The sequence below is a fragment of the Pseudomonas sp. BN505 genome (assembly GCF_029873175.1).
GTDB lineage: Bacteria > Pseudomonadota > Gammaproteobacteria > Pseudomonadales > Pseudomonadaceae > Aquipseudomonas > Aquipseudomonas putida.
In genome coordinates this window covers 313,732-335,597 of record NZ_SSOI01000032.1, presented here as the reverse complement: position 1 = coordinate 335,597, position 21,866 = coordinate 313,732, and the positions used below count along the sequence as shown (strand labels likewise).

Annotated in this window: 22 protein-coding genes and 1 pseudogene; 20 read left to right on the top strand and 3 right to left on the bottom strand. The window is 61.9% G+C overall.

Annotated elements, in window-relative coordinates:
- Nucleotides 1–429: 429 nt before the first annotated feature.
- From cyoA to E8E78_RS10570, 14 genes are all read left to right on the top strand, one after another.
- Complete coding sequence (cyoA, locus tag E8E78_RS10635) at nucleotides 430–1,374, top strand: ubiquinol oxidase subunit II (RefSeq protein ID WP_016501430.1); 945 nt, start codon at nucleotides 430–432, stop codon at nucleotides 1,372–1,374.
- A 3-nt stretch (nucleotides 1,375–1,377) separates the two neighbouring features.
- Nucleotides 1,378–3,396: a cytochrome o ubiquinol oxidase subunit I gene (gene cyoB, locus E8E78_RS10630; protein WP_016501429.1), complete on the top strand. Its 2,019-nt coding sequence runs from the start codon at nucleotides 1,378–1,380 to the stop codon at nucleotides 3,394–3,396.
- Nucleotides 3,397–3,399: 3 nt separating this feature from the next.
- Nucleotides 3,400–4,026 (top strand): cytochrome o ubiquinol oxidase subunit III, encoded by a 627-nt coding sequence (gene cyoC / locus E8E78_RS10625; protein WP_016484942.1) that lies wholly within the window; start codon nucleotides 3,400–3,402, stop codon nucleotides 4,024–4,026.
- Nucleotides 4,026–4,358, top strand: a complete 333-nt coding sequence (cyoD, locus tag E8E78_RS10620) for a cytochrome o ubiquinol oxidase subunit IV (RefSeq protein ID WP_016501428.1) — start codon at nucleotides 4,026–4,028, stop codon at nucleotides 4,356–4,358. Before cyoC ends, cyoD begins: the two co-directional genes overlap by 1 nt.
- An 11-nt stretch (nucleotides 4,359–4,369) precedes the next feature.
- A complete protein-coding gene (gene cyoE / locus E8E78_RS10615) occupies nucleotides 4,370–5,257 on the top strand; it encodes a heme o synthase (RefSeq protein ID WP_016484944.1) in 888 nt (295 codons plus the stop codon).
- Between the two features lie 335 nt (nucleotides 5,258–5,592).
- Nucleotides 5,593–6,801 (top strand): alanine transaminase, encoded by a 1,209-nt coding sequence (gene alaC, locus E8E78_RS10610; protein ID WP_016501427.1) that lies wholly within the window; start codon nucleotides 5,593–5,595, stop codon nucleotides 6,799–6,801.
- A gap of 119 nt (nucleotides 6,802–6,920) precedes the next feature.
- Complete coding sequence (locus E8E78_RS10605) at nucleotides 6,921–8,048, top strand: hypothetical protein (RefSeq protein ID WP_280312222.1); 1,128 nt, start codon at nucleotides 6,921–6,923, stop codon at nucleotides 8,046–8,048.
- Between the two features lie 126 nt (nucleotides 8,049–8,174).
- A complete protein-coding gene (locus E8E78_RS10600) occupies nucleotides 8,175–8,558 on the top strand; it encodes a YkgJ family cysteine cluster protein (protein ID WP_016501425.1) in 384 nt (127 codons plus the stop codon).
- Between the two features lie 194 nt (nucleotides 8,559–8,752).
- The gene (locus E8E78_RS10595) at nucleotides 8,753–9,316 is read left to right on the top strand and encodes a GNAT family N-acetyltransferase (protein WP_016501424.1); all 564 of its coding nucleotides are present in this window, start codon (nucleotides 8,753–8,755) and stop codon (nucleotides 9,314–9,316) included.
- A gap of 56 nt (nucleotides 9,317–9,372) precedes the next feature.
- Complete coding sequence (locus tag E8E78_RS10590) at nucleotides 9,373–9,900, top strand: sigma-70 family RNA polymerase sigma factor (protein WP_049273391.1); 528 nt, start codon at nucleotides 9,373–9,375, stop codon at nucleotides 9,898–9,900.
- Nucleotides 9,897–10,871, top strand: coding sequence for a FecR domain-containing protein (locus E8E78_RS10585; protein ID WP_049273389.1), 975 nt, complete (start codon nucleotides 9,897–9,899; stop codon nucleotides 10,869–10,871). Before E8E78_RS10590 ends, E8E78_RS10585 begins: the two co-directional genes overlap by 4 nt.
- Before the next feature lie 73 nt (nucleotides 10,872–10,944).
- Nucleotides 10,945–13,464, top strand: a complete 2,520-nt coding sequence (locus E8E78_RS10580; protein ID WP_280312217.1) for a TonB-dependent siderophore receptor — start codon at nucleotides 10,945–10,947, stop codon at nucleotides 13,462–13,464.
- A 67-nt stretch (nucleotides 13,465–13,531) separates the two neighbouring features.
- A complete protein-coding gene (locus E8E78_RS10575; protein ID WP_016501423.1) occupies nucleotides 13,532–14,071 on the top strand; it encodes a hypothetical protein in 540 nt (179 codons plus the stop codon).
- Nucleotides 14,072–14,091: 20 nt separating this feature from the next.
- Nucleotides 14,092–14,478: a lysozyme inhibitor LprI family protein gene (locus tag E8E78_RS10570; RefSeq protein ID WP_049274139.1), complete on the top strand. Its 387-nt coding sequence runs from the start codon at nucleotides 14,092–14,094 to the stop codon at nucleotides 14,476–14,478.
- Nucleotides 14,479–14,601: 123 nt separating this feature from the next.
- On the opposite strand, the gene mnmH is transcribed toward E8E78_RS10570, so the two are convergent.
- Complete coding sequence (mnmH, locus tag E8E78_RS10565; protein WP_197898422.1) at nucleotides 14,602–15,714, bottom strand: tRNA 2-selenouridine(34) synthase MnmH; 1,113 nt, start codon at nucleotides 15,712–15,714, stop codon at nucleotides 14,602–14,604.
- Entirely contained in the window at nucleotides 15,714–16,748 is a 1,035-nt protein-coding gene (gene selD, locus E8E78_RS10560) for a selenide, water dikinase SelD (protein WP_016501420.1), read from the bottom strand. Before selD ends, mnmH begins: the two co-directional genes overlap by 1 nt.
- A gap of 126 nt (nucleotides 16,749–16,874) precedes the next feature.
- Between selD and E8E78_RS10555 the strand changes: the two genes are divergently transcribed.
- Genes E8E78_RS10555 through phnE form a run of 4 tightly spaced genes read left to right on the top strand, consistent with a single transcriptional unit; the run spans nucleotide 16,875 to nucleotide 20,120 of the window.
- The gene (locus E8E78_RS10555; protein WP_061203511.1) at nucleotides 16,875–17,729 is read left to right on the top strand and encodes a putative selenate ABC transporter substrate-binding protein; all 855 of its coding nucleotides are present in this window, start codon (nucleotides 16,875–16,877) and stop codon (nucleotides 17,727–17,729) included.
- Nucleotides 17,726–18,535, top strand: a complete 810-nt coding sequence (locus E8E78_RS10550) for an ATP-binding cassette domain-containing protein (protein WP_197898421.1) — start codon at nucleotides 17,726–17,728, stop codon at nucleotides 18,533–18,535. The genes E8E78_RS10555 and E8E78_RS10550 overlap by 4 nt, the downstream gene beginning before the upstream one ends.
- Nucleotides 18,529–19,356, top strand: coding sequence for an ABC transporter permease (locus E8E78_RS10545; protein WP_174371254.1), 828 nt, complete (start codon nucleotides 18,529–18,531; stop codon nucleotides 19,354–19,356). Before E8E78_RS10550 ends, E8E78_RS10545 begins: the two co-directional genes overlap by 7 nt.
- Nucleotides 19,353–20,120, top strand: coding sequence for a phosphonate ABC transporter, permease protein PhnE (gene phnE, locus E8E78_RS10540; RefSeq protein ID WP_197898420.1), 768 nt, complete (start codon nucleotides 19,353–19,355; stop codon nucleotides 20,118–20,120). The genes E8E78_RS10545 and phnE overlap by 4 nt, the downstream gene beginning before the upstream one ends.
- 36 nt (nucleotides 20,121–20,156) lie before the next feature.
- Here the strand turns inward: phnE and E8E78_RS10535 are convergent, their stop codons facing one another.
- Nucleotides 20,157–21,050: a bestrophin family ion channel gene (locus E8E78_RS10535; RefSeq protein WP_059394701.1), complete on the bottom strand. Its 894-nt coding sequence runs from the start codon at nucleotides 21,048–21,050 to the stop codon at nucleotides 20,157–20,159.
- A 223-nt stretch (nucleotides 21,051–21,273) separates the two neighbouring features.
- Here E8E78_RS10535 and E8E78_RS10530 point away from each other — a divergent pair.
- Both E8E78_RS10530 and E8E78_RS10525 read left to right on the top strand, forming a co-directional pair.
- A pseudogene (locus tag E8E78_RS10530) lies at nucleotides 21,274–21,566 on the top strand (type II toxin-antitoxin system RelE/ParE family toxin).
- Nucleotides 21,563–21,859, top strand: coding sequence for an addiction module antidote protein (locus tag E8E78_RS10525; RefSeq protein WP_003248566.1), 297 nt, complete (start codon nucleotides 21,563–21,565; stop codon nucleotides 21,857–21,859). Before E8E78_RS10530 ends, E8E78_RS10525 begins: the two are co-directional and overlap by 4 nt.
- The last annotated feature ends 7 nt before the right edge of the window (nucleotides 21,860–21,866 follow it).

Below are 21,866 nucleotides of genomic sequence, written 5' to 3'. Positions count from 1 at the left end.
AAACTGTCGCGAAGTTGAATTATCGAGCAGCATTGTTACGCATTCTGTAAAAGACTGTTGCTCAATAAGTCATAGTCAAGGGTTGGCGACCTCACTACAATCGCCCCCAATTTCCGTTCGGCACTGCTTGCGAGTCGCAGGATTGAAGGAAGCCCCAGCGCTCCTTTTTGCTGACTTCGTCAAGTTTCGCCCAACGGCGATACCGGGCGGACCCCCCTCCGCGTTTTCCCGCACCAAATGGACTTGGTCTGAAGTACAGGCCTGTTGCCTACGAAACCATAAGCACCGCTAACACGCTTGAAGCCAAGGTCCTGCAGTCGGACCCCAGGCAGGAGCGAGTACGGGCGCAAAATGCCTCACTTGGCAGGACGAAGTGTTGGCTACCAAAACACAAATTGCATTGAAGCAAGCTGATCTAGAGGTCGTGAGATGAGTAAAAAGCGTTACCCCAGACTGTTTGGCATATTGCCCTTTTTAGGCATGCTTTTACTCAGTGGGTGCAACTGGACCCTGCTCGACCCGAAGGGCCAGGTCGGCATTGAGCAAAAGAACCTGATCCTGATCGCTACCGGCCTGATGCTGCTGGTGGTCATTCCTGTGATCATCATGACCCTGGCGTTCGCCTGGAAGTACCGTGCTTCCAACAAGGCAGCCACCTACACCCCTGACTGGTCGCACTCGACCAAGATCGAGGCTGCGGTGTGGATCATCCCGATCCTGATCATCATCGCCCTGGGTTACGTCACCTACCACTCCACCCACAAGCTGGACCCTTACCGTCCGCTGGACTCGGACGTGAAGCCGATTCAGATCGACGTGGTCGCACTGGACTGGAAGTGGCTGTTCATCTACCCGGAACAGGGCATTGCCACCGTCAACAAGATCAACTTCCCGGCTAATACCCCGGTGAACTTCCGTGTCACCTCCGACGCCGTGATGAACTCGTTCTTCATCCCGGGCCTGGGTGGCCAGATCTACGCCATGGCCGGCATGACCACCAAACTGCACCTGATCGCCAACGAGAACGGTGTGTTTGACGGTATCAGCGCCAACTACAGCGGTGCTGGTTTCACCGGCATGAAATTCAAGGCTACTGCCACTTCCCAGGCCGACTTCGATGCATGGGTCGCCGAGGTCAAGCAGTCGCCGTTGAAACTGGGCAAAGCCGAGTACGAAGCTCTGGCCAAGCCTAGCGAATACAACCCAGTCGCGCTGTACAGCGAGGCGCCAGCAGAGCTGTTCCAGTCCATCGTCGACAAGTACGAAGGCATGAACCGCGGCAAGCCGGTCCACGAAGAAGCAGGCAGCAAAGATCTGGCCACAACCAAGGGTGTGGAATCGAGTATGCAACCAGCTGCCGGTGCAGAGGAGTAAGAGATGTTCGGTAAACTAAGCCTGGAGGCGATACCCTATCACGAGCCGATAGTCATGGTGACGCTTGCCATGATCGCGCTCGGCGGTATCGCTGTCGTCGGTCTTATCACCTATTTCCGCAAGTGGACCTACTTGTGGAGCGAGTGGCTGACTACTGTCGACCACAAAAAGATCGGCGTGATGTACATCATCGTCGCGATGGTCATGCTGCTGCGCGGCTTTGCCGACGCCATCATGATGCGTACCCAGCTGGCTGCCGCTACCGGTGGCTCCGAAGGCTATCTGCCGCCTGAACACTATGACCAGATCTTCACCGCTCACGGTGTGATCATGATCATCTTCATGGCGATGCCGTTCTTCACCGGCCTGATGAACCTCGCGGTTCCTCTGCAGATCGGTGCACGTGACGTTGCCTTCCCGTTCCTGAACTCCCTGAGCTTCTACCTGCTGCTGGCAGGCGTGCTGCTGGTCAACATCTCGCTGGGCGTTGGTGAATTCGCCAAGACCGGCTGGGTTGCCTATCCGCCGCTCGCAGGCATCCAGTACAGCCCTGGGGTAGGTGTCGACTACTACATCTGGGCGCTACAGCTATCCGGATTGGGTACGACGCTTACCGGTGTGAACTTCCTCGTCACCGTGATGAAGATGCGCGCACCTGGCATGAAGCTGATGGACATGCCGATCTTCACCTGGACCTGCACCTGGGCCAACGTACTGATCGTTGCTTCGTTCCCGATTCTGACTGCTGCACTCGCTCTGCTAACTGTTGACCGTTATCTGGACTTCCACATTTTCACCAACGAGCTTGGTGGGAACCCGATGATGTACGTCAACCTGTTCTGGGCGTGGGGTCACCCTGAGGTGTACATCCTGATCCTGCCGGCCTTCGGCGTGTTCTCGGAAGTTACCTCGACGTTCTCTGGCAAACGCCTGTTCGGCCACCACTCGATGATCTACGCATCGGGCGCGATCGCCATCCTCGGCTTTGCGGTATGGCTGCACCACTTCTTTACCATGGGTGCCGGCGCCAGCGTCAACACCTTCTTCGGCCTGGCGACGATGCTGATCTCCATCCCGACCGGTGTGAAGCTGTTCAACTGGCTGTTCACCATGTACCAAGGCCGTGTGCGCTTCACCGCACCGATGCTCTGGACCCTGGGCTTCATGGTCACCTTCTCCATCGGTGGCATGACCGGCGTACTGCTGGCCGTTCCAGGTGCTGACTTCGTTCTGCACAACAGCCTGTTCGTAATTGCGCACTTCCACAACGTGATCATCGGTGGCGCGGTATTCGGCTACATCGCCGGTTTCGCCTTCTGGTTCCCGAAAGCCTTCGGCTTCACCCTGAACGAGAAGTGGGGCAAAGCTGCCTTCTGGTTCTGGCTGTCGGGCTTCTACGTTGCGTTCATGCCGCTGTACGCCCTGGGCTTCATGGGCATGACCCGTCGTCTGAACCACTCCGACAACCCACTGTGGGAACCCTACCTGTACGTAGCCGTTGTCGGCGCCGTGCTGATCCTGTTCGGTATCGCTTGCCAGCTGATCCAGATCTACGTGTCGGTTCGCGACCGCAAAGACAACATGGACGTCACTGGCGACCCATGGGGCGGCCGTACCATCGAGTGGTCCACTTCGTCGCCACCGCCGTTCTACAACTTCGCTCACATGCCTGAGAAAGTTGGTCTGGACGCCTGGCACGAAGCCAAGGAAGCCGGTGTTGCGTACAAGGTTCCGGCCAAGTACGAAGCGATCCACATGCCGAGCAACACCTCCACCGGTCTGTTCATGGGTCTGTTCCTGACCGTGTTCGGTTTCGCCTTCATCTGGCACATCTGGTGGCTGGTGGGCGCGAGCCTGTTGGCAACCATCGCAGTCTTCGTTCGCCACGCTGCACGTGACGACCAGGGCTACATGGTTCCGGCCGAAGAAGTGGCGCGCATCGAAGGCGAGCGTATGAAAGCGCTGGCCAAAGCAGGTGCTCTGCCTGCCGGCGCACGTGTCGAATCGTTTGAGCGGGTGTAATCAATGTCCAGTCAAGTAATGCACGGCGGCGCTGCTCATGGTCACGACCATGGGCATGACGACCACCACCACGACTCGGGCCAGATGACCGTACTGGGTTTCTGGCTGTACCTGATGACCGACTGCATCCTGTTTGCGTCGCTCTTCGCCACCTACGCGGTGCTGTCCGGCAGTTTTGCCGGCGGCCCGTCGGGTCATGACATCTTCCAGCTCGATTTCGTAGCTGTTGAAACGCTGTTCCTGCTGCTGTCCTCGATCACCTTCGGCTTCGCCATGCTGAAGATGTTCGATGGCAAGAAAGCCGGCGTACTGGGCTGGTTGGCTGTGACCTTCCTGTTCGGTGCAGGCTTCATCGCGATGGAAATCTATGAATTCCATCACCTGATCAGCGAGGGCTTCGGCCCGCAGCGCAGTGGCTTCCTGTCGGCGTTCTTCGCCCTGGTAGGTACCCACGGTCTGCACGTGACTGCCGGCCTGATCTGGATGGCAATCATGATGTACCAGATCAACAAGCATGGCATCACGCCGACCGCCAAGACCCGCATGAGCTGCCTGAGCCTGTTCTGGCACTTCCTGGACGTGGTCTGGATCTGCGTATTCACCGTCGTTTACCTGCTGGGGGTTCTGTAATGGCTAGCGCACACGACACTCATCACGAAGGTAGCCACGGCAGCGTCAAGTCGTACATGATCGGCTTTGTCCTGTCGATCATCCTGACCGCGATCCCGTTCGCGCTGGCGATGACTGCCAGCCTGCCGAAGAACCTGACCGTTCTGATCATTGTTGCCATGGCCGTGATCCAGGTAGTGGTACACCTGGTGTACTTCCTGCACATGGACCGCTCGAAAGAGCAACGCAACAACGTGTCGACGTTCCTGTTCACCGTGCTGGTAATTGCACTGCTGGTCGGCCTGTCGCTGTGGATCATGTTCAACATCCACATCGAAATGATGGCCAAGTGAGGTAAGACTGCATGTCCGTTAAGCACTTTATCCAAATCACCAAACCGGGGATCATTTTCGGTAACGTGCTTTCCGTGGCAGGCGGTTTCTTCCTTGCCTCGAAGGGCCATGTGGATTTCGCCTTGTTCCTGGCGGTGGTGATCGGTACTTCGCTGGTGGTTGCGTCCGGATGCGTGTTCAACAACTGCATCGACCGTGACATCGACCACAAGATGGAGCGCACCAAGAACCGCGTCATGGTGCAGGGCGGCATGTCGCTGCCCCTCGCGCTGATCTACGCCACCCTGCTCGGGGTGGCGGGTTTCAGCCTGCTGTATGTCCAGGCCAACCCACTGTCGGCGTTCTGCGCAGCTGTAGGCTTCATTGTCTATGTCGGTTTCTACAGCCTGTGGCTGAAGCGTAAATCGGTGCACGGCACCTTGGTCGGCAGCCTTTCGGGTGCCATGCCTCCGGTGATCGGCTACTGCGCCGTTAGCAACAGCTTCGACCTGGCTGCGGTAACCCTGCTGGTGATGTTCAGCCTGTGGCAGATGCCGCACAGCTTTGCCATCGCAATCTTCCGCTTCAAGGATTACAGCGCTGCCAACATTCCGGTCCTGCCGGTGGCACGTGGCATCCTGGCGGCGAAGAAGCAGATCGTGCTGTACGTGCTGGCCTTCGTGCTCGCCACCTTGATGCTCACCCTCGGCGGTTACGCCGGCCTCGGCTACCTGGCCGTGGCAGCTGCCATGGGCCTGTACTGGCTGTACATGGCCTGGGGTGGCTACAAGGCCGAGGACGACAGCAAGTGGGCCCGCAAGGTGTTCGGCTTCTCCATCCTCACCGTTACCGCCCTGAGCGTGATGATGGGTGTGGACAGCCAGACCGCTGCGGACGTGCTGATGACTTACGCACGCTGATACTGCTGCCTGTTTCACGAAAACCCCGGCCATGTGCCGGGGTTTTTTTATGCCTGTCTTCCTGTGCCGGCCTCTTCGCGGGTAAACCCGCTCCCACAGGTACAGCGCCGGCTTTGCATGTGGCGCGGTCCCTGTGGGAGCGGGTTTACCCGCGAAAGGGCCGGCACAGGAAAACATAAAATCCAATTTTTCAAACAATAGATCTGAAAAGATCTAACAAAACAGGCTTTTGCCCTTTACAGAAATCATATTTCGGCATTATCTTCTGTTTCAGGCCGCCACATCGGCCAACGTCGCTCGGACGGTTCCGGGCGCTTACGTACTCAGAGGAAGCCATGGCCAACCCAGGTTCGCCGCGCCGCTTTGCGCGCATCGATCGTCTCCCCCCTTACGTCTTCAACATCACTGCCGAGCTCAAGATGGCCGCCCGCCGCCGTGGCGAGGACATCATCGACCTGAGCATGGGCAACCCCGACGGCGCCACCCCGCCGCACATCGTCGAGAAGCTGGTGCAGGTTGCCCAGCGTGAAGACACCCACGGCTATTCCACCTCTCGCGGCATCCCACGCCTGCGCCGGGCCATTTCCAACTGGTACAAGGAACGCTACGAGGTCGACATCGACCCGGAAAGCGAAGCCATCGTAACTATCGGCTCGAAAGAAGGCTTGGCCCACCTGATGCTGGCCACCCTCGACCAGGGCGACACGGTGCTGGTGCCCAACCCCAGCTACCCGATCCACATCTACGGCGCAGTGATCGCCGGTGCCCAGGTGCGTTCGGTGCCGCTGGTGCCGGGTGTGGATTTCTTCAACGAACTCGAGCGGGCCATCCGCGAGTCCATCCCCAAGCCGAAGATGATGATCCTGGGCTTCCCGTCCAACCCGACCGCCCAGTGCGTGGAGCTGGACTTCTTCGAGCGCGTGGTGGCCCTGGCCAAGCAGTACGATGTACTGGTGGTGCACGACCTGGCCTACGCCGACATCGTCTACGACGGCTGGAAAGCCCCGTCGATCATGCAGGTGCCTGGCGCCAAGGACATTGCGGTGGAGTTCTTCACCCTGTCCAAAAGCTACAACATGGCGGGCTGGCGGATCGGCTTCATGGTCGGCAACCCCGAGCTGGTCAACGCCCTGGCCCGGATCAAGAGCTACCACGACTACGGCACCTTCACCCCGCTGCAGGTCGCTGCCATTGCGGCGCTGGAAGGTGACCAGCAATGCGTCCGTGACATTGCCGAGCAGTACCGCCAGCGCCGCAACCTGCTGGTGAAAGGGCTGCACGAGCTGGGCTGGATGGTCGAGAACCCCAAGGCATCGATGTACGTATGGGCGAAGATCCCTGAGCAATATGCACACATGGGCTCGCTGGAGTTCTCCAAGAAGCTGCTGGCCGAGGCCAAGGTGTGCGTGTCGCCGGGGATTGGTTTTGGCGAATATGGTGACGACCATGTGCGCTTTGCCCTGATCGAGAACCAGGACCGTATTCGCCAGGCCATTCGCGGCATCCGGCAGATGTTCCGGGCTGACGGGTTGGCCCGCAAGTAAGCGCTTGGGGCTGCAAAGCAGCCCCTCGATTTTTGCAGCAGGGCGAGCTTTCCGCCTGCGTTTCACCGAGCAGCCTACCTATCTTCAGCACTCATTTCTCACCAAAGAGACTCCTCCCCATGAGTGTGTTCACCGCCTACTTCTGTGGCACCGGCTCGCATCGCTTCGACGATGCAAACCCCAACTTCTGGAACGGCGAGCTGGTTTCGACCCTGGCCGCCAACGACCAGGGCCGCGAATTCGCCCACTGGATTGCTGTTGACGGCCCCGGCAGCGGCAACCTTCAGGATGACAAGCTGTTCGTAGAACCCGGCGGGTACTTCAACTGGACCGGCCAGTTGTTCGGTAGCGGCTGGGAAGAAAACGTCAACCACGTGCTGCAGGTGATCAAAGGCGAAAGCAGCTGGCAGCGCACCAAGCTGAGCGAGGAAGAGTACGGGCGGCTGAAGGATGCTGGCGTACCTGTTCCGGAAGTGTCGTCCACGGCTTCGTGGTTCTGGCGTACCTACGACTACGGTGACCGCCACCCAACGCCGCAAGAGTTGCAAGAGCGCATCATCAGCATGTTCCGCAAGCCGCGCATTCCGACCCAGGTGAACCTGGTGGGCTGGAGCCGGGGCGGCATCAGCTGCCACATGCTGGCCAACGCCATGGCGAAAGACCCGGTGTTGCGAAACGTACCGGTGAATATCTTTGCGATCGACCCGGTACCTGGTGTCGGCAATGTGCAAGCCGAGCGCATCGCACTGGCGGAAAACGTGCTTGAATATGTCGGCTTCTACTCGCGGGATGAGCGTTCCAAAGGGTTTGCCTGCGTGATCCCGTCAGTCGCCAGTGGCACGCAAATCTGTATTTATCCGATGCCCGGGCGTCATGCCACGCTGGTCGGCAACGCCTCGGTCGATGGTGCAAGCGACGGCACGGTGCTCAAGGAGCCCGGGCTGATCGTGCGACATTTCGCTGAAGTCTGCCTGACCCGCTGGGGGGTTCAACTGGGCAGGCAGCTGGCGTTGAACGACAGCCAGTTGATGAAGTGTCACCAAGCCATGGCCGCGGCCGAAGCGCAGTACCAAGCCATGCGCGTCAAATCCTATACAGTGCTGACCGAAGGTGAAAAGCATGACCGGTTGGTGCATTGCGGCGAAGACCGTACGCACTTCAGCAAGGTGTGTGGTGATGACTATGACCCGACCGAAGGGCTTGCCTTGCAGCGTTGGGATGCCTCCACCTACAAGGCATTGCGCTGAATGAAGCGGGCGGCCGGATCAGTGGCAAATTTTTTTGCATGTACCCTCTATCCAGCCGCCCCTGGTTCGATTGAGAATGGCGCCGCGGGCCAACCCCGATAACAACAACCTTCCCTCCGTGGCATCATGTCTGAATATAACCCTTGCCTTGACTGCGGCGCCTGCTGCGGGTACTTCCGTGTGTCTTTCTTCTGGGGCGAATGCCAGTCTGCCGGGGGCGTTGTGCCGGACGACCTGGTGGTACAGATCAACCCCACCCGCGTTGCCATGATCGGCACTGATGCCAAGCCCTGCCGCTGCGTCAGCCTTGAAGGCGAGATCGGCAAAGAAGTCGCTTGTACCATTTACGCCAACCGCTCCAGCCCTTGCCGCGAATTCGAAGCATCGTGGGAGGGGGGTGTGCATAACCCCAGCTGCGACGATGCGCGGGCGGCGTATGGGCTGCCACCACTGACGCCGCCAGGCGCCAACGAGCCGCATTGGCCGGATGATGGGGCTGAGGTGGCCTGAACCCTTTATGCTCGCCTGGGCTGGCCCTGTCGCCGGCAAGCCAGCTCCCATAGGTACTGCACAAGGCTCAGGTTCTGTGGTGGCCTGGTGGGAGCTGGCTTGCCGGCGATGGGCTGCAAAGCAGCCCCGGGATGCCTGAACCCTGCACTTGACGTTAAACTGTCATCTCCCCAGCAATGGACAGGAGATCCGGCGTGACCCCACCCCGCAGTTTCCCCAGTGACCTCTGCCTCGACAGCCCGCGTCTGCACTTGCGCCCCATGCGCCATGCCGATGCTGCGCAATGGCTGGCGATCATGGCCGACCCCGAGGTCATGCGTTATTGGCACCATGCCCCCTGGCAAGACCTGGCCGAAGCCGAAAGCGCCCTGGCCGCCGACCGCGAAGCCTATGCCAATGGCGACCAGCTCAAGCTCGGCATGTATCGCCGTGACAATGGTGAGCTCATCGGCATGGTGCAGCTGTTCAACATCGACGATGTGTCCCGCCGCGGCGAAATCGGCTACTGCCTGGCCAGTGCCGTGCAGGGCAGGGGCTACATGGACGAGGCATTGACCTGCTTCATCGACTACCTCGCCCACACCCTGCACATGCGCCGCCTTGAAGGCGAAATCGACCCACGCAACCAGGGCTCGGCGCGCACACTTGAGCGGCAGGGCTTTGTGCTGGAAGGCACCCTGCGGGCGCGCTGGTGCGTGGCCGGCGAGCTGTCCGACTCGGGTATCTACGGGTTGTTGCTTGAACCACCTGTTGCATAGTCTTACGGCGAATAGCTACTATTCGGGAACAATTCTCACTTGTGTCCCGGTACCCCATGCCCGTAGCCGACTCACCGAGCCCGTACCCGCTTGAACAGCTGTACAGCGAGCACCACGGCTGGCTGTTCAGCTGGCTACGCCGCAAGCTGCGCTGTTCGCACAGCGCAGCCGACCTGGCCCAGGACACTTTCGTGCGTATCCTGGCTTCGCGTGATGCCCTGCTGGGCATGCGCGAGCCACGCGCCTACCTCAGCACCACGGCGCGCCGCCTGCTGATCGACCGGGTGCGCCGGCAGCAGATCGAGGAGGCCTACCTCAGTGAACTGGCCCAGGCTGCCGAGGCGCTGGAAGGGCACCAGTCCCCCGAGAGCATCCTCATCACCCTTGAGGCGCTGGAGCAGATTGCCTTCCTGCTCGAAGGCCTGCATGCAAATGCACGTGAAGCGTTTGTGGGCTATTACCTGGACGACCTGACCCAGACACAGATTGCCGAGCGCCTGCAGATTTCCCCGCGCATGGTGCGCAAGTACCTGGCCCAAGCGCTTATCCACTGCCACCGCACGCTGGACATTGCCGCACCGTGAACCCGTCCCGCATCGAACAGGAGGCTGCCGAGTGGGCCCTGTGCCTGGGCGAAGGCGAACTGGATGCCGCTGATGCTTGCGAACTTGAGGCTTGGCTGCAGGCCGACCCGCGCCACGGCGCTACCTTGCGCCGTATGCAGGGGGTGATCAGCCAGGTCCAGGCGCTGCGGCAGCAACGCGGGCCGGTGGGCGCCGGGTTGCGCGCCGGGTTACAGCCTTCGACGCCACGCTCGGGGGTGCGGCGCGCCTTGCTCGGCCTGGTACTGGCGGCCTCGTTGCTGGGCGGCTTGCCGCTTGCCGGCGTATCCCCAACGGACTGGCTGGCCGACCTGCACACCGCGCCGGCCGAGTGGCATAGCGAAACCCTGGCCGATGGCTCACTGCTGACGTTGGCGGGCAATTCTGCCGTGGATGTGCAGTTCAGCGCTGGCGAGCGGCGCATCCGCCTGCTGCATGGCCAGTTGCTGGTGGATGTCAGTCATGACCCGACGCGGCCGTTCGTGGTGCAAACCGATGAGGGCAGCTTCAAGGCGCTGGGGACCCGCTTTGTGGTCAGTCAAGGTAACGCACGCAGCGAGCTGACCATGCTCGAATCCAGGGTCGAGGCGCGCAGTGCGGTGTCCGGTGATCAGTTGGTCGCCGGGCGTGGTGAACGCGCCTGGGTGGCACGTGACGGGCTTGGACCGCTGCCGGCCATCGACCCGGCGCGGGTAGACCGGGCCTGGCAGCACCACCAACTGGTGGCCGAAGGCGTGCCGCTCGATCAGGTGCTGGACGCGTTGTCGCAACAGCGACGCGGCGTGCTGCGTTTCGACCGCCAAGCCATGCAGGCCATCAAGGTTTCGGCGGTGCTGCCGCTGGATGACAGCGAGCGCGCCCTGCGCCTGCTGGCCGAGGCGTTGCCGATTCGTATCGGCGGTTTTAGCCGCTGGTGGACCACGGTCGAGCCAGCCCCGCGAGAAAATCGATAAAGGTGGTTCCGCTTCTGCACAGTGGCCCGTCAAACAAGAGGCCAACCGATCAAGAACAAGGAGCCGATCCACCATGCGCCGATTCCCTGGCCACCCCGTCCTCAGCCCGCTAGCCCTGGCCTTGCGCCTGTCCTGCGCCGGGCTGGCCCTATCCATTGCAGCCCTGCCGGCCGTGGCCGAGGAGGCCGCCCGCCGTAGCTTCGACGTGCCCGCCGGCAACCTGGCCGAGGCGCTTGGCAGCTATGCCCAGCAAGCCGCCGTGTCGCTGGCCTTCACCCCCGAAGCGCTGACCGGGCTGCAAAGTAGTGGCCTGCACGGCCTGTATTCGGTGGACAGCGGTTTTGCCGTGTTGCTGGCTGGCAGCGGTTACCGGGTGGAGCGCAGCGACAACGGCTACCGGCTGGTGGCCGAGCCGCAGGCGGCCGTGAGCGGTGACGCGATGGAGCTGGGCGTTACCACCGTGGCCGGGCAAGGCATGGGGGAGAGCACCGAGAACACCGGCTCGTATGCCCCGGGCCTGATCAGCGTCGGCTCCAAAACACCGACCAGCCTGCGCCAGACGCCGCAATCGGTGTCGACGGTGACCCGACAGCTGATCGAAGACCAGCAACTGACCGACATCAACCAGGCGATGAAAGTGACGCCGGGCATCGTCACCCAGAGCACCACCTTCCGCACCCAGGACTTCCTCTCGCGTGGTTTCAGCATCCAGAACCTGCAGATCGACGGCGCTGCACCGCAGGCGCTAGGCACCGCCATGGGTTCGTTTTATTCGTCGAACATCTTCGAACTGGCCGAGTTCGACCACATCGAGGTACTGCGCGGTACTGCTGCGTTGTATGGTGGCTCGGGTGACCCGGGTGGCATCATCAACATGGTGCGCAAGCGGCCTACTTCCTTTAACCAGCTGAAGCTGACCCTGTCGGCCGGTAGCTGGGACAACTATCGCCAGGAGTTCGACCTGTCCGGCCCGCTGGGCTGGGATGGCCGCGTGCGCGGTCGCCTGGTGATGTCCAACACCGACCGCCAGTATTTCACCGACAACCGCGCCACCGAGCGGCCGCTGGTGTATGGCGTGCTGGAGGCGGACGTTACGGACGACACCATGCTCACCTTCGGTGCTCGCTACAACAAATCCCACGAAACCGGCAGCAACAACGCGGTGCCGCGCTACAGCAATGGTGCTGACCTGAACCTGCCACGGCATACCGGCCTGACTAAAAAGTGGGCCTACCTCGACGCCACCGCGCGCGAGTACTTCGCCAAGGTGGACCACCGGTTCAATGACGACTGGAGGCTCAACCTCAGCTACACCAACACTTGGGACCTTGGGCTGTTCAAGACGGCGACCACCCTGAATGCAGTAGACCCGGTGACCAATACCGGCGCGACCTGGTACGGCACCTCGACCCGCCAGGAGAACGAGCAGCACCTTTACGACAGTAATGTCTCCGGCCACTTCCAGGCCTTTGGTCTGGACCATGAGGTGGTCTTCGGCGCCGACTACCAGAAGATCGACAGCCGCTGGCTGGGCACTGCGCCTTATGCCGCCTCGGGCGCGCCGGCCAACGTGTTCGACCCCGACAGCTCGGCGTTCGACGACCCCGGCAACGGGCGTGACTACAAGCGCGACTACAGCCCCAACTCGCAACGCCAGTACGGCCTGTACGGCAGCCTGCGTTTGCAGCTGGCCGAACCCCTGCACCTGATTGTCGGGGCGCGTGCACAGCGCTTCCACTTCTGGCAGACCTACACCAACAACCTTGTGACGCCGGCCAGCATTTCCAGCCCGGAGCAGCGTATAGGCACCAAGGTCACGCCGTTTGGTGGCCTGGTCTACGACCTGGACGATCAATGGTCGGCCTATGCCAGCTACTCGGAAATCTACAAGCCACAGTCCAGCAGGATCAGCGGCCCGGCAGGCACCGGCTCGCCGCTTGAACCCATGACCGGCAAAACCTACGAAACCGGCCTCAAGGGCGAGCTGTTCAACGGCGCGCTCAACGCCAGCCTGGCGCTGTACTACACCACCCGCGAAAACGAGGCGGTGCAGGACCCGAACTTCGCGGCGACCAATGCCGGCTTCTCTGGCAGTTGCTGCTACGTGTCCAACGGCAAGGTGGTGAGCAAGGGCATCGACATGGAGCTGTCCGGCGAGCTGTTGCCAGACTGGATGCTGGTGGGTGGCTACACCTTCAACCTCAATCGCAACCGCAGCGCCGACACGCCGCTGAGCACGGTCATGCCCAAGCACCTGTTCAAGCTTTACTCCACCTATCGCTTGCCGGGCATCTTCAGCGACTTCAAGGTGGGCGGCGGCGTGCAAGTGCAAAGTGCCACCTACACCTCCGGGACGGTGAACCGCTATGACAGCAATGGCGCACTGGCGGAGCGCAATGTGCCCTTCGACTTCGATCAGAGCGGCTATGCCATCTGGAACGCCCTGGTCGAGTACCGCGTCGATGACCACTGGAACGTCACGCTCAATGGCAACAACCTGTTCGACAAGAACGAAACTGTGGGTACTTCGACCTATGGCAACTTCTACGGTGAACCACGCAACTTCATGGTAACCCTGCGCGGCACCTATTGAGGGTCTGGAAGCGGGGCAGGGCCTGGGTTATGGTCGTAGGCTGTCCCGTTTCCTCCAGGTGTGCCCCTTGCCCGTTTTCTACTTGAGCATCAGCCTGCTGCTGTATCTGCTCGCCCTGTTTTTCGATGGCGCGCTGATGAGCGGCGCACGCCACATGCCAGCCCTGCAGATGTTGCTGTACGGGCCGTGGGGCATGCCCTTCGGCTTGTACCAATGGTTTGCCAACCCGCTGCTGGCCCTGGCCATTCTTGCCCATCGGCGGTTCCGACGCCTGGCATTGCTGGCCGGGTTGGCGGCGGCGTACCTGGCGGCCAGCAGTTTCGGCATCACCCGCCTGCCGGACAACCAGAGTTATGAGTTTCACGACCTGACCGGTTTTGGTGCTGGTTTCTATCTGTGGCTGGCGGCCATCGGGGTGTTCTGCCTGGGGCAGGCCTGGCATTGCTGGAAGGCACGTAGCGCCGACGACATGCCGGGCTGGAACTGGCTGGATGTGGCGTTGATTGCGGCGCTGGGCGTGGCGCTTTATTCAGCCACGCAGATGCCATCGCTGCGCTTCCACCCAGGCAAGGTACTGATGCCGCCAGAACAGCCGCAGTCGTTTTGATACCCGCAAGGAGGGTTTGCATGATCAAGCATTGCCTGACAGGCCTGGCACTGGCCTGCGTTTTGCCGCTGGCGGTGGCGGACGATTACACGCCGGCCTACGGAAAGTGCATGGACAAGGCCTCCAGCACCGTGGCCATGAGCGAGTGCATCCAGGCCGAGACACACGTGCAGGACCAGCGTCTGAACCGGGTGTACAAGCAGTTGATGGGCAAGCTGGATGCCGGGCAGCAGAAAAGCTTGCGGGATGTGCAGCGTAAATGGCTTGCCTACCGCGATGGCAATTGCCAGTTTCATGTGCAGGCCAGTGGCGGGACGATGGCGCAGCTGGAGGGAGGGTCATGCATGATGGACATGACCCGCGACCGGGCGGCGGAGCTGGAACGGGTGCTCAGCCCCGGCCAGTGAGGTTGCCTGTACCGGCCTCATCGCCGGCAAGCCAGCTCCCACAGGTACAGCTCACAGGCAGAAGATGGCACTCAACCTGTGGGAGCTGGCTTGCCGGCGATGGGGCGCGAAGCGGCCCCGCTTTTACTGGCGAGGCTCGCGCAGCGCCCGGGCCTTGAGGTATTCGCGCACTTCCACGGCATCCCCGGCAAACTCGATACGCTCTGCCTTGGCTGCACGCTGGTAGGCATACATCGGGTCGTAATACTCATTGAGCAAGCCTTCGATCCAGCCCCGGTGCAGGTCCACCGCGCCGCTGCGCTGTTGCTCCTCAAGGGCGATGCGCAGGATCTGTGAAAGCCGCTGATAGCGCTCCCCACCCAAGCGCTTGCAGATGTTGGCCATGCTTTGCAGCATGCGCTCGGCAAACAACCGGCGGCCATCCTCCTCACCATGCACGCCGATGAACTCGGCACTCAGGTTGACCACGTAGTCGCGCAAGATGCGCTCCACGCGGTTAGCGAAGCTGTCTTCCAGCCACACCAGCGGGTACTGCTGCATACCCTGATACAACTCCAGTGGCACCGTACAGCTGCCGACAATGCGGCCTTCATCTTCCAGCACGAACTGCTCGCAGCCGCGGGCGCGCTTTTTCAGCACATCGATGGCCAGCTGGTTTTCGAAATCGATCTGCGCCGGTTGTGCAGTGGCACGTTTGCCAAAGCTGGAACCGCGATGGTTGGCGTGGCCTTCCAGGTCGAGCACGTTGTCCAGCTGGTGCAGCACATCGGTCTTGCCGGTACCGGTCAAACCGCCCACCAGCACAAAATCGCATTGCGCTACCGCCTGCTGGGTGGTTTCCAGCAGGAAGGTGCGCATGGCCTTGTAGCCACCTTTGACACGCGGGTACTGGATGCCTGCCTCATCGCGCAGCCAACCCTGCACGATCTGCGAACGCAGGCCGCCCCGGAAGCAGTACAGGTAACCTTGCGGGTGGGCCTGGGCAAACGCTACCCAGGCATCCATCCGGGCCTGCTTGGTGGCGCCGCTGACCAGCTGGTGACCCAGGACGATGGCGGCCGCCTGGCCTTGCTGTTTGAAGCAGGTGCCGACCTTCTGCCGCTCCTGGTCGTTCATCAGCGGCAGGTTGACCACGCCAGGGAAGGCGCCTTTGGCGAATTCGACGGGCGCCCGCATGTCCATCATCGGCACGTCGTCGAGGAACAGCTGACGGAAGTCGGTGCAGTCGGGGCGCATCAGAGCACCTCGACCGCGTGGCTCTGTCGCTCGACCAGCTTGCCGATAGGCGACAGTTGCAGGCCCAGTTCGGCAGCCACGGCGAGGAAGTCGGTTTCACCCTCCGGGGTAACGGCCACCAGCAGGCCACCGCTGGTCTGCGGGTCGCACAGCAGGTGCTTCTGGTCGTCAGTGAGGGTGCCGATCTTGTGCCCGTAGCTGTCGTAGTTGCGCAGGGTCCCACCGGGGATGCAGCCCTCGGCCAGGTAGTGGTCGACACTGGGCAGGCGCGGTACCGCGGTGTAGTCCAGGTGCGCGGTGAGGCCGCTGCCTTCGGCCAGCTCGACCAGGTGGCCGAGCAGGCCGAAGCCGGTGACATCGGTCATGGCCTTGACCCCGTCGAGTTTGCCGAAGCGGCTGCCAGGGGTGTTGAGGGTGCACATCCAGTCGCGGGCCAGGCCCTGGTCCTGCGGGCGCAGCTTGGCCTTTTTCTCGGCGGTGGTGAGGATGCCGATGCCCAGTGGCTTGGTCAGGTACAGCTGGCAGCCTGCAGTGGCGGTGTCATTGCGCTTGAGGTGGCGCTTGCTGACCACACCGGTGACGGCCAGGCCGAAGATTGGCTCGGGGGCGTCGATGGAGTGGCCACCCGCCAGCGGGATACCGGCTTCGGCGCACACGGCGCGGCCGCCACGGATCACTTCACGGGCCACTTCCGGTGGCAGCACGTTGACTGGCCAGCCAAGAATGGCGATGGCCATCAGCGGGTCGCCGCCCATGGCGTAGATGTCGCTGATGGCGTTGGTGGCGGCGATGCGGCCGAAGTCGTACGGGTCATCGACGATCGGCATGAAGAAGTCGGTGGTCGAGACCACACCGCGCTCATCGTCCAGCGCGTACACTGCTGCATCGTCGCGTGACGCGTTGCCGACCCACAGTTTAGGGTCCAGGGCCTGGGTGCCGCTTTCGGCGAGGATCACGTCCAGCACCTTGGGGGAAATCTTGCAGCCACAGCCGGCACCATGGCTGTACTGGGTCAGGCGAATCGGCTCGCTCATGTGTACCTCAGCAGGTCAAATTGTTGCGCGATTGTAGCAAAGCTGGCCTTTGGGCCCTTGCCTCTTATAATTCCCGATGTCGGCGGATTTGTCGGCACTTCCCCGCTATTGAACCGGAGAACACCCATGCTCAAACGCCCCCTGGCGCTCGCCGCCGGCCTCGTGCTGTCCTGCTGTGCCGTTGTCGTACAGGCCGCTGAAACCCTGCGGGTCAGCGCCATCCCCGACGAAGCGCCGACCGAGCTGCAGCGCAAGTTCAAGCCACTGGGTGAGTACCTGGGCAAGCAACTGGGCATGGAGGTGAAGTTCGTACCGGTAGCCGACTACCCGGCGGTGGTCGAGTCGCTGGCCGCCGACCGCCTGGACCTGGCCTGGCTGGGTGGTTTCACTTTTGTCCAGGTACACCTGAAGGACCCGACTGCCACGCCGCTGGTGCAGCGTGAGCAGGACGCGCAATTCACCTCCAAGTTCATTACTGCCAACCCCGACGTGAAGAGCCTGGCCGACCTCAAGGGCAAGTCGTTTGCCTTCGGTTCCATTTCGTCCACGTCGGGCAGCCTGATGCCGCGTTACTTCATGCTCAAGCAGGACAACATCAAGCCTGAAGCGTACTTCAGCCGCGTGGCTTATTCCGGCGCCCATGACGCCACCGTGGCCTGGGTACAGGCCGGCAAGGTAGAGGGTGGCGTGCTCAACGCCAGCGTGTGGCAAAAGCTGGTGGATGCCGGCAAGGTGGATACCAGCAAGGTGAAGGTGTTTGCCACCACGCCTGCTTACTTCGACTACAACTGGACCGTGCGCGGCAACATGGACCCGGCGTTGAAGGAGAAGATCAAGAAAGCCTTCCTTGACCTCGACCCGGCCAACCCGGAGCACAAAGCGATTCTGGACCTGCAGGCTGCCAGCCGCTTCATCGAAACCAAGCCTGAGAACTACGAGGGCACCGAGCAAGCCGCACGCGAGGCCGGCCTGCTCAAGTGACTGCTTCGAATGTAGCCATCCATCTGCACGGTGCCAGCCTGCACCATGGCCAGGTCCACGCGCTTGATGCGGTCAGCCTGCGCATCGGGCAGGGCGAGCGAGTCGCCATCATCGGGCCGTCGGGGGCGGGCAAGTCGAGCTTGCTGCATCTCATGGCCACGGCCATCCAGCCCAGCGGCGGGCGCCTGGAGCTGCTCGGCGAGCAACCTTGGGCGTTGTCGGCCCGGGCACGCCAGCGCCTGCGGGCACGGGTTGGCCTGGTGCACCAGGCGCCGCCCTTGCCGCCACGCCAGCGGGTGGTGACGGCAGTACTGGCCGGCCGCCTGGGGCAGTGGGGGGTAATGCGCGGCTTGCTCAACCTGCTGTACCCCAGCGATGTACCCGGGGCACGGCAGGTTTTGGCGGAGCTGGGGCTGGCCGACAAACTGTTCGTGCAGTGTGGGCAATTGTCCGGTGGCCAGTTGCAGCGCGTGGGCATTGCCCGGGCGTTGTACCAGCGGCCGCAGGTGCTGCTGACCGATGAGCCGGTGTCGGCCATGGACCCGGTACTGGCCGACCACAGCCTGGCCTTGCTCAACCGCCATGCCCAGGCCAACAGCGTGACGCTGGTAGCGAGCCTGCATGCCGTGGAGCTGGCGCTGGCGCATTTCCCGCGGGTGATCGGTATCCGCGAGGGGCAGGTGGCGTTTGACTGCCGGGCCGATGCGGTCACCCAACCCATGCTGGATGCGCTGTACGCTAACGAACAACTGGCGTCGCCGCCAATCCAGGGGCCGACCCTGACCGTGCAGATACCGCGATGCTGAAGGCCGACACCCGCGACCCGGCCCTGCTGCCGCGGTTGCTGCTGGCCTTGCTGGCAATTGTCGTGCTGTGGCCAGGCATTCAGTTGAGCGAGCTGAACCCGTGGGTGCTGTTGCAGGCTGAGAACCGACAGCAGATCGCCAGTTTCACCAGTGCCTTTTGGCCGCCTGCACACGATGCCGACTTTCTCGCATTGCTGTACGAAGCCACTCTGCAAACCCTGGCCGTGGCAACTGCAGGCATGGCGTTGGCATTGCTGCTGGCAGTGCCAGCCGGGCTGATGGCCAGCCGAGCTTTGTCGTTGCGTGCCGCCTCCCGCGGCGGGCGTGCCGGGTTGTGGTCGCGCTTGCTGCGCGTGCCGGTGCGCGGGTTGCTGATTTTTCTGCGCAGCGTGCCTGAAATTGTCTGGGCGCTGCTGTTTGTACGGGCCGTGGGGCTGGGGCCAACGGCGGGCGTGCTGGCTATCGCCATCACGTACAGCGGCATGCTCGGCAAGGTCTACGCCGAAATCTTCGAGTCGGTCGACCAGCGCCCGGCCCATGCCTTGCTGCAGGCGGGCAGTGGCCGGCTGGCGGCGTTTCTCTACGGCATCCTGCCCAATGCTGCATCGGAAGTGGTGTCATACACCGTGTACCGTTGGGAGTGCGCGGTGCGGGCTTCTGTGGTGATGGGCTTTGTCGGTGCTGGCGGGCTGGGCCAGCAGATCGACCTGTCGATGCGCATGTTCGATGGTGCGCAAGTGGCGAGCATGCTGCTTACGTTCTTGCTGCTGGTGATGCTGGCCGACCTGCTCAGCCGCCTGCTGCGCTGGAGGCTGGCATGAACCGCGCAATCAACCTGTTGCTGCTTGGCGCCATCGCGGTGGCGGTGGTGGCCTCGTTTGCTTACCTGGAGCTGGACCTGCGCGCACTGGTAGGCAGCGGCGGGTTGGGGCAGATGGGCGAATATGCCGGGCGCTTCCTGCCCCCGGACCTTTCTGCCGATCACCTGAAGGCAGTGTGGCGTGGGGCGCTGGAGACCCTGGCCATGTCTGGCCTGGGCACCTTGTTGGCGATGGTACTGGGGATGTTGCTGGCGCTGCCGGCGGCGGGGCGCTTCGGCTGGCCGTTGCAGGGCGCGGCGCGGTTATTGCTGAATGCACTGCGGGCCATCCCTGAACTGGTGTGGGCGGCGCTGACGGTGCTGGCGGCAGGCCTTGGCTCCAATGCGGGTACCCTGGCCTTGGCGCTGCATACCGCTGGCGTGCTGGGGCGGTTGTTTGCAGAGGCGCTGGAGAACGCACCGCCAGAGCCGGCAGCGGCTATCCGCCTGCAGGGCGGCAGCCAGGTGGCGGCGTTCTGCTTTGGTACCTTGCCCAATCTGTGGCCGCAATTGCTGGCCTACAGCTTGTACCGCTGGGAGAACAACATCCGCATGGCCAGCGTGCTGGGGTTTGTCGGGGCGGGTGGCTTGGGGCAGATGCTGTACACCACCTTGAGCCTGTTCCAGGAGGCCCAGGCCAGCACGGTGATCATCGGGATGCTGGTGCTGGTGTTGCTGGTGGATGTGTTGAGTGACGTGTTGCGCCAGCGCTATGTGCGGGCCTGACACATAGCCGGGGCTGTAAGGCAGCCGCAAAATTCCTCAGGCATCCACCGCCTCGGCACACTGCGCCTCCCGCTGCATCGACTCCAGGTTCCGCTCGATCGTCTCGCAAATGGTATCCATCTGGATCTGGTGCTCACTGAACCTGAACGGGCTCTGCAAATCAGTCCCGATCCGCTCGATGGCCAGCAACATGAACCCTACCACCGTCGACGCCAGCGGCGTGAACCAGCCCAACGACTCCACAAGCCCCACCGGCACGATCAGGCAGAACAGGGTGATGAACAGCCGTGGGAAATACACATAGGGGTAGGGCAGCGGCGTGTTGGCGATCCGCTCCATGCCACCCTGGGCATTGGACAGGTCCACCAGCGTCGACTCCAGCCGTGCGAGGCGGATGCTGTCCAGCCGCCCGGCCTGGTATTCCCGGGCCAGCAAGGCCGCTGAACCGCCGAGAATGTCATTGGCGAAGTTGTTCGAACGGTTGCGGCGTTCGAACTCCGCGGGCGGGATGAAGGCCATCAGCTCGTCCGGGCAGCGTTCACCCTTCAAGTGCGCCGCCAGGCAGTTCACATAGGCGATATGCCTGCGCAGCAGGGTGGCCTTGACCGGGTTCAGGCCATCATCCGGGTCGTCGATCAGGGTCAGCGTCTGCCGGGCGAAGCTGCGCGACCCGTTCACCAGCGCCCCCCACAACGTGCGTGCCTCCCACCAGCGGTTGTAGGCGCTACTGTTGCGAAAACTCACCAGCACCACCAGCGCCGAGCCCAGCAAGGTCAATGGGATCAGCGGCAGGGTGAACTTGCTGTTGAAGAACAGCATGAAGTCGATGGTGACCAGCACATCCCAGATCAGCAGCCAGAACAGCGACCAGCCGATGTAGCCGATGGTCTTCATGGCCAGGCGGTACTTGCGGGTGATGATGTCTTTCACGCGGGGGTACCTCGAAACGCAGGGGATGCAGGATCGGACGTCGAGGCTCGTCGAAGGTTCGAGGGTTGAATGTTGCAAGGGATTTTGTAGCTGAAACGAAGGGAAAAATCCTACCAGCCTGTCAGATGTGCCTGAATTCCTGATTCAGCTCAAAAACGACAGAGTGGGTCGCTTCAATCCTTGAATTGGTGTATCCATAAGGATACGATTGGGTGACCACTTGATGTTTCTCGTTGAACAGACGGAAAGCTTTGCCGCTTGGCTATCGAGCTTGAGAGATTTGAGGGCCAGGCTGGCGATAGGTCGTAGGCTGGAGCGAGCAGCGGGGGCAATCTTGGTGACTTCAAGTGGCTTGGAGGCGGTATTGGTGAGCTTCGCATCGACGTAGCTGCCGGTTATCGCGTCTATTTCACGCAAAAGGGGGAGAGGTTGGTTTTACTGCTGGTCGGCGGCGACAAGTCCACCCAGGCCGCCGACATCCTCAAAGCCAGAAAGCTGCTGAAGGAGATGAAATGAGCGAAAAATTGATCCCGTTTGATATGGCAGCCTTGTTGAGCAGCGATGAGGCAATCAGTGAATACCTTAGCCAGGTGCTATCAGATGGCGATACCGAGGAAATCATTCGAGCACTTGGACATATCGCTCGTGCACGGGGCATGACACATATTGCTACGGAGAGTGGGCTGGGTAGAGAAAGCCTGTACAAGGCGCTGAGCCCTGGCGCGAAGCCTCGTTTTGACACTGTATTGAGGGTCATTCGTGCTCTGGGGGTGGACCTTCTCGTTCAGCCACATGCAATGACCCGCTGATCCAGCT

What these genes read in the sequence shown, in the direction of transcription:
- cyoA (WP_016501430.1), top strand. Translation starts at nt 430, where the DNA reads ATGAGTAAAAAGCGTTACCCCAGACTGTTTGGCATATTGCCCTTTTTA.
- cyoB (WP_016501429.1), top strand. Translation starts at nt 1,378, where the DNA reads ATGTTCGGTAAACTAAGCCTGGAGGCGATACCCTATCACGAGCCGATA.
- phnE (WP_197898420.1), top strand. Translation starts at nt 19,353, where the DNA reads ATGAACCGCGCAATCAACCTGTTGCTGCTTGGCGCCATCGCGGTGGCG.
- E8E78_RS10525 (WP_003248566.1), top strand. Translation starts at nt 21,563, where the DNA reads ATGAGCGAAAAATTGATCCCGTTTGATATGGCAGCCTTGTTGAGCAGC.
- cyoC (WP_016484942.1), top strand. Translation starts at nt 3,400, where the DNA reads ATGTCCAGTCAAGTAATGCACGGCGGCGCTGCTCATGGTCACGACCAT.
- E8E78_RS10600 (WP_016501425.1), top strand. Translation starts at nt 8,175, where the DNA reads ATGTCTGAATATAACCCTTGCCTTGACTGCGGCGCCTGCTGCGGGTAC.
- selD (WP_016501420.1), bottom strand. Translation starts at nt 16,748, where the DNA reads ATGAGCGAGCCGATTCGCCTGACCCAGTACAGCCATGGTGCCGGCTGT.
- cyoD (WP_016501428.1), top strand. Translation starts at nt 4,026, where the DNA reads ATGGCTAGCGCACACGACACTCATCACGAAGGTAGCCACGGCAGCGTC.
- cyoE (WP_016484944.1), top strand. Translation starts at nt 4,370, where the DNA reads ATGTCCGTTAAGCACTTTATCCAAATCACCAAACCGGGGATCATTTTC.
- E8E78_RS10590 (WP_049273391.1), top strand. Translation starts at nt 9,373, where the DNA reads ATGCCCGTAGCCGACTCACCGAGCCCGTACCCGCTTGAACAGCTGTAC.
- mnmH (WP_197898422.1), bottom strand. Translation starts at nt 15,714, where the DNA reads ATGCGCCCCGACTGCACCGACTTCCGTCAGCTGTTCCTCGACGACGTG.
- E8E78_RS10580 (WP_280312217.1), top strand. Translation starts at nt 10,945, where the DNA reads ATGCGCCGATTCCCTGGCCACCCCGTCCTCAGCCCGCTAGCCCTGGCC.
- alaC (WP_016501427.1), top strand. Translation starts at nt 5,593, where the DNA reads ATGGCCAACCCAGGTTCGCCGCGCCGCTTTGCGCGCATCGATCGTCTC.
- E8E78_RS10555 (WP_061203511.1), top strand. Translation starts at nt 16,875, where the DNA reads ATGCTCAAACGCCCCCTGGCGCTCGCCGCCGGCCTCGTGCTGTCCTGC.
- E8E78_RS10545 (WP_174371254.1), top strand. Translation starts at nt 18,529, where the DNA reads ATGCTGAAGGCCGACACCCGCGACCCGGCCCTGCTGCCGCGGTTGCTG.
- E8E78_RS10570 (WP_049274139.1), top strand. Translation starts at nt 14,092, where the DNA reads ATGATCAAGCATTGCCTGACAGGCCTGGCACTGGCCTGCGTTTTGCCG.
- E8E78_RS10605 (WP_280312222.1), top strand. Translation starts at nt 6,921, where the DNA reads ATGAGTGTGTTCACCGCCTACTTCTGTGGCACCGGCTCGCATCGCTTC.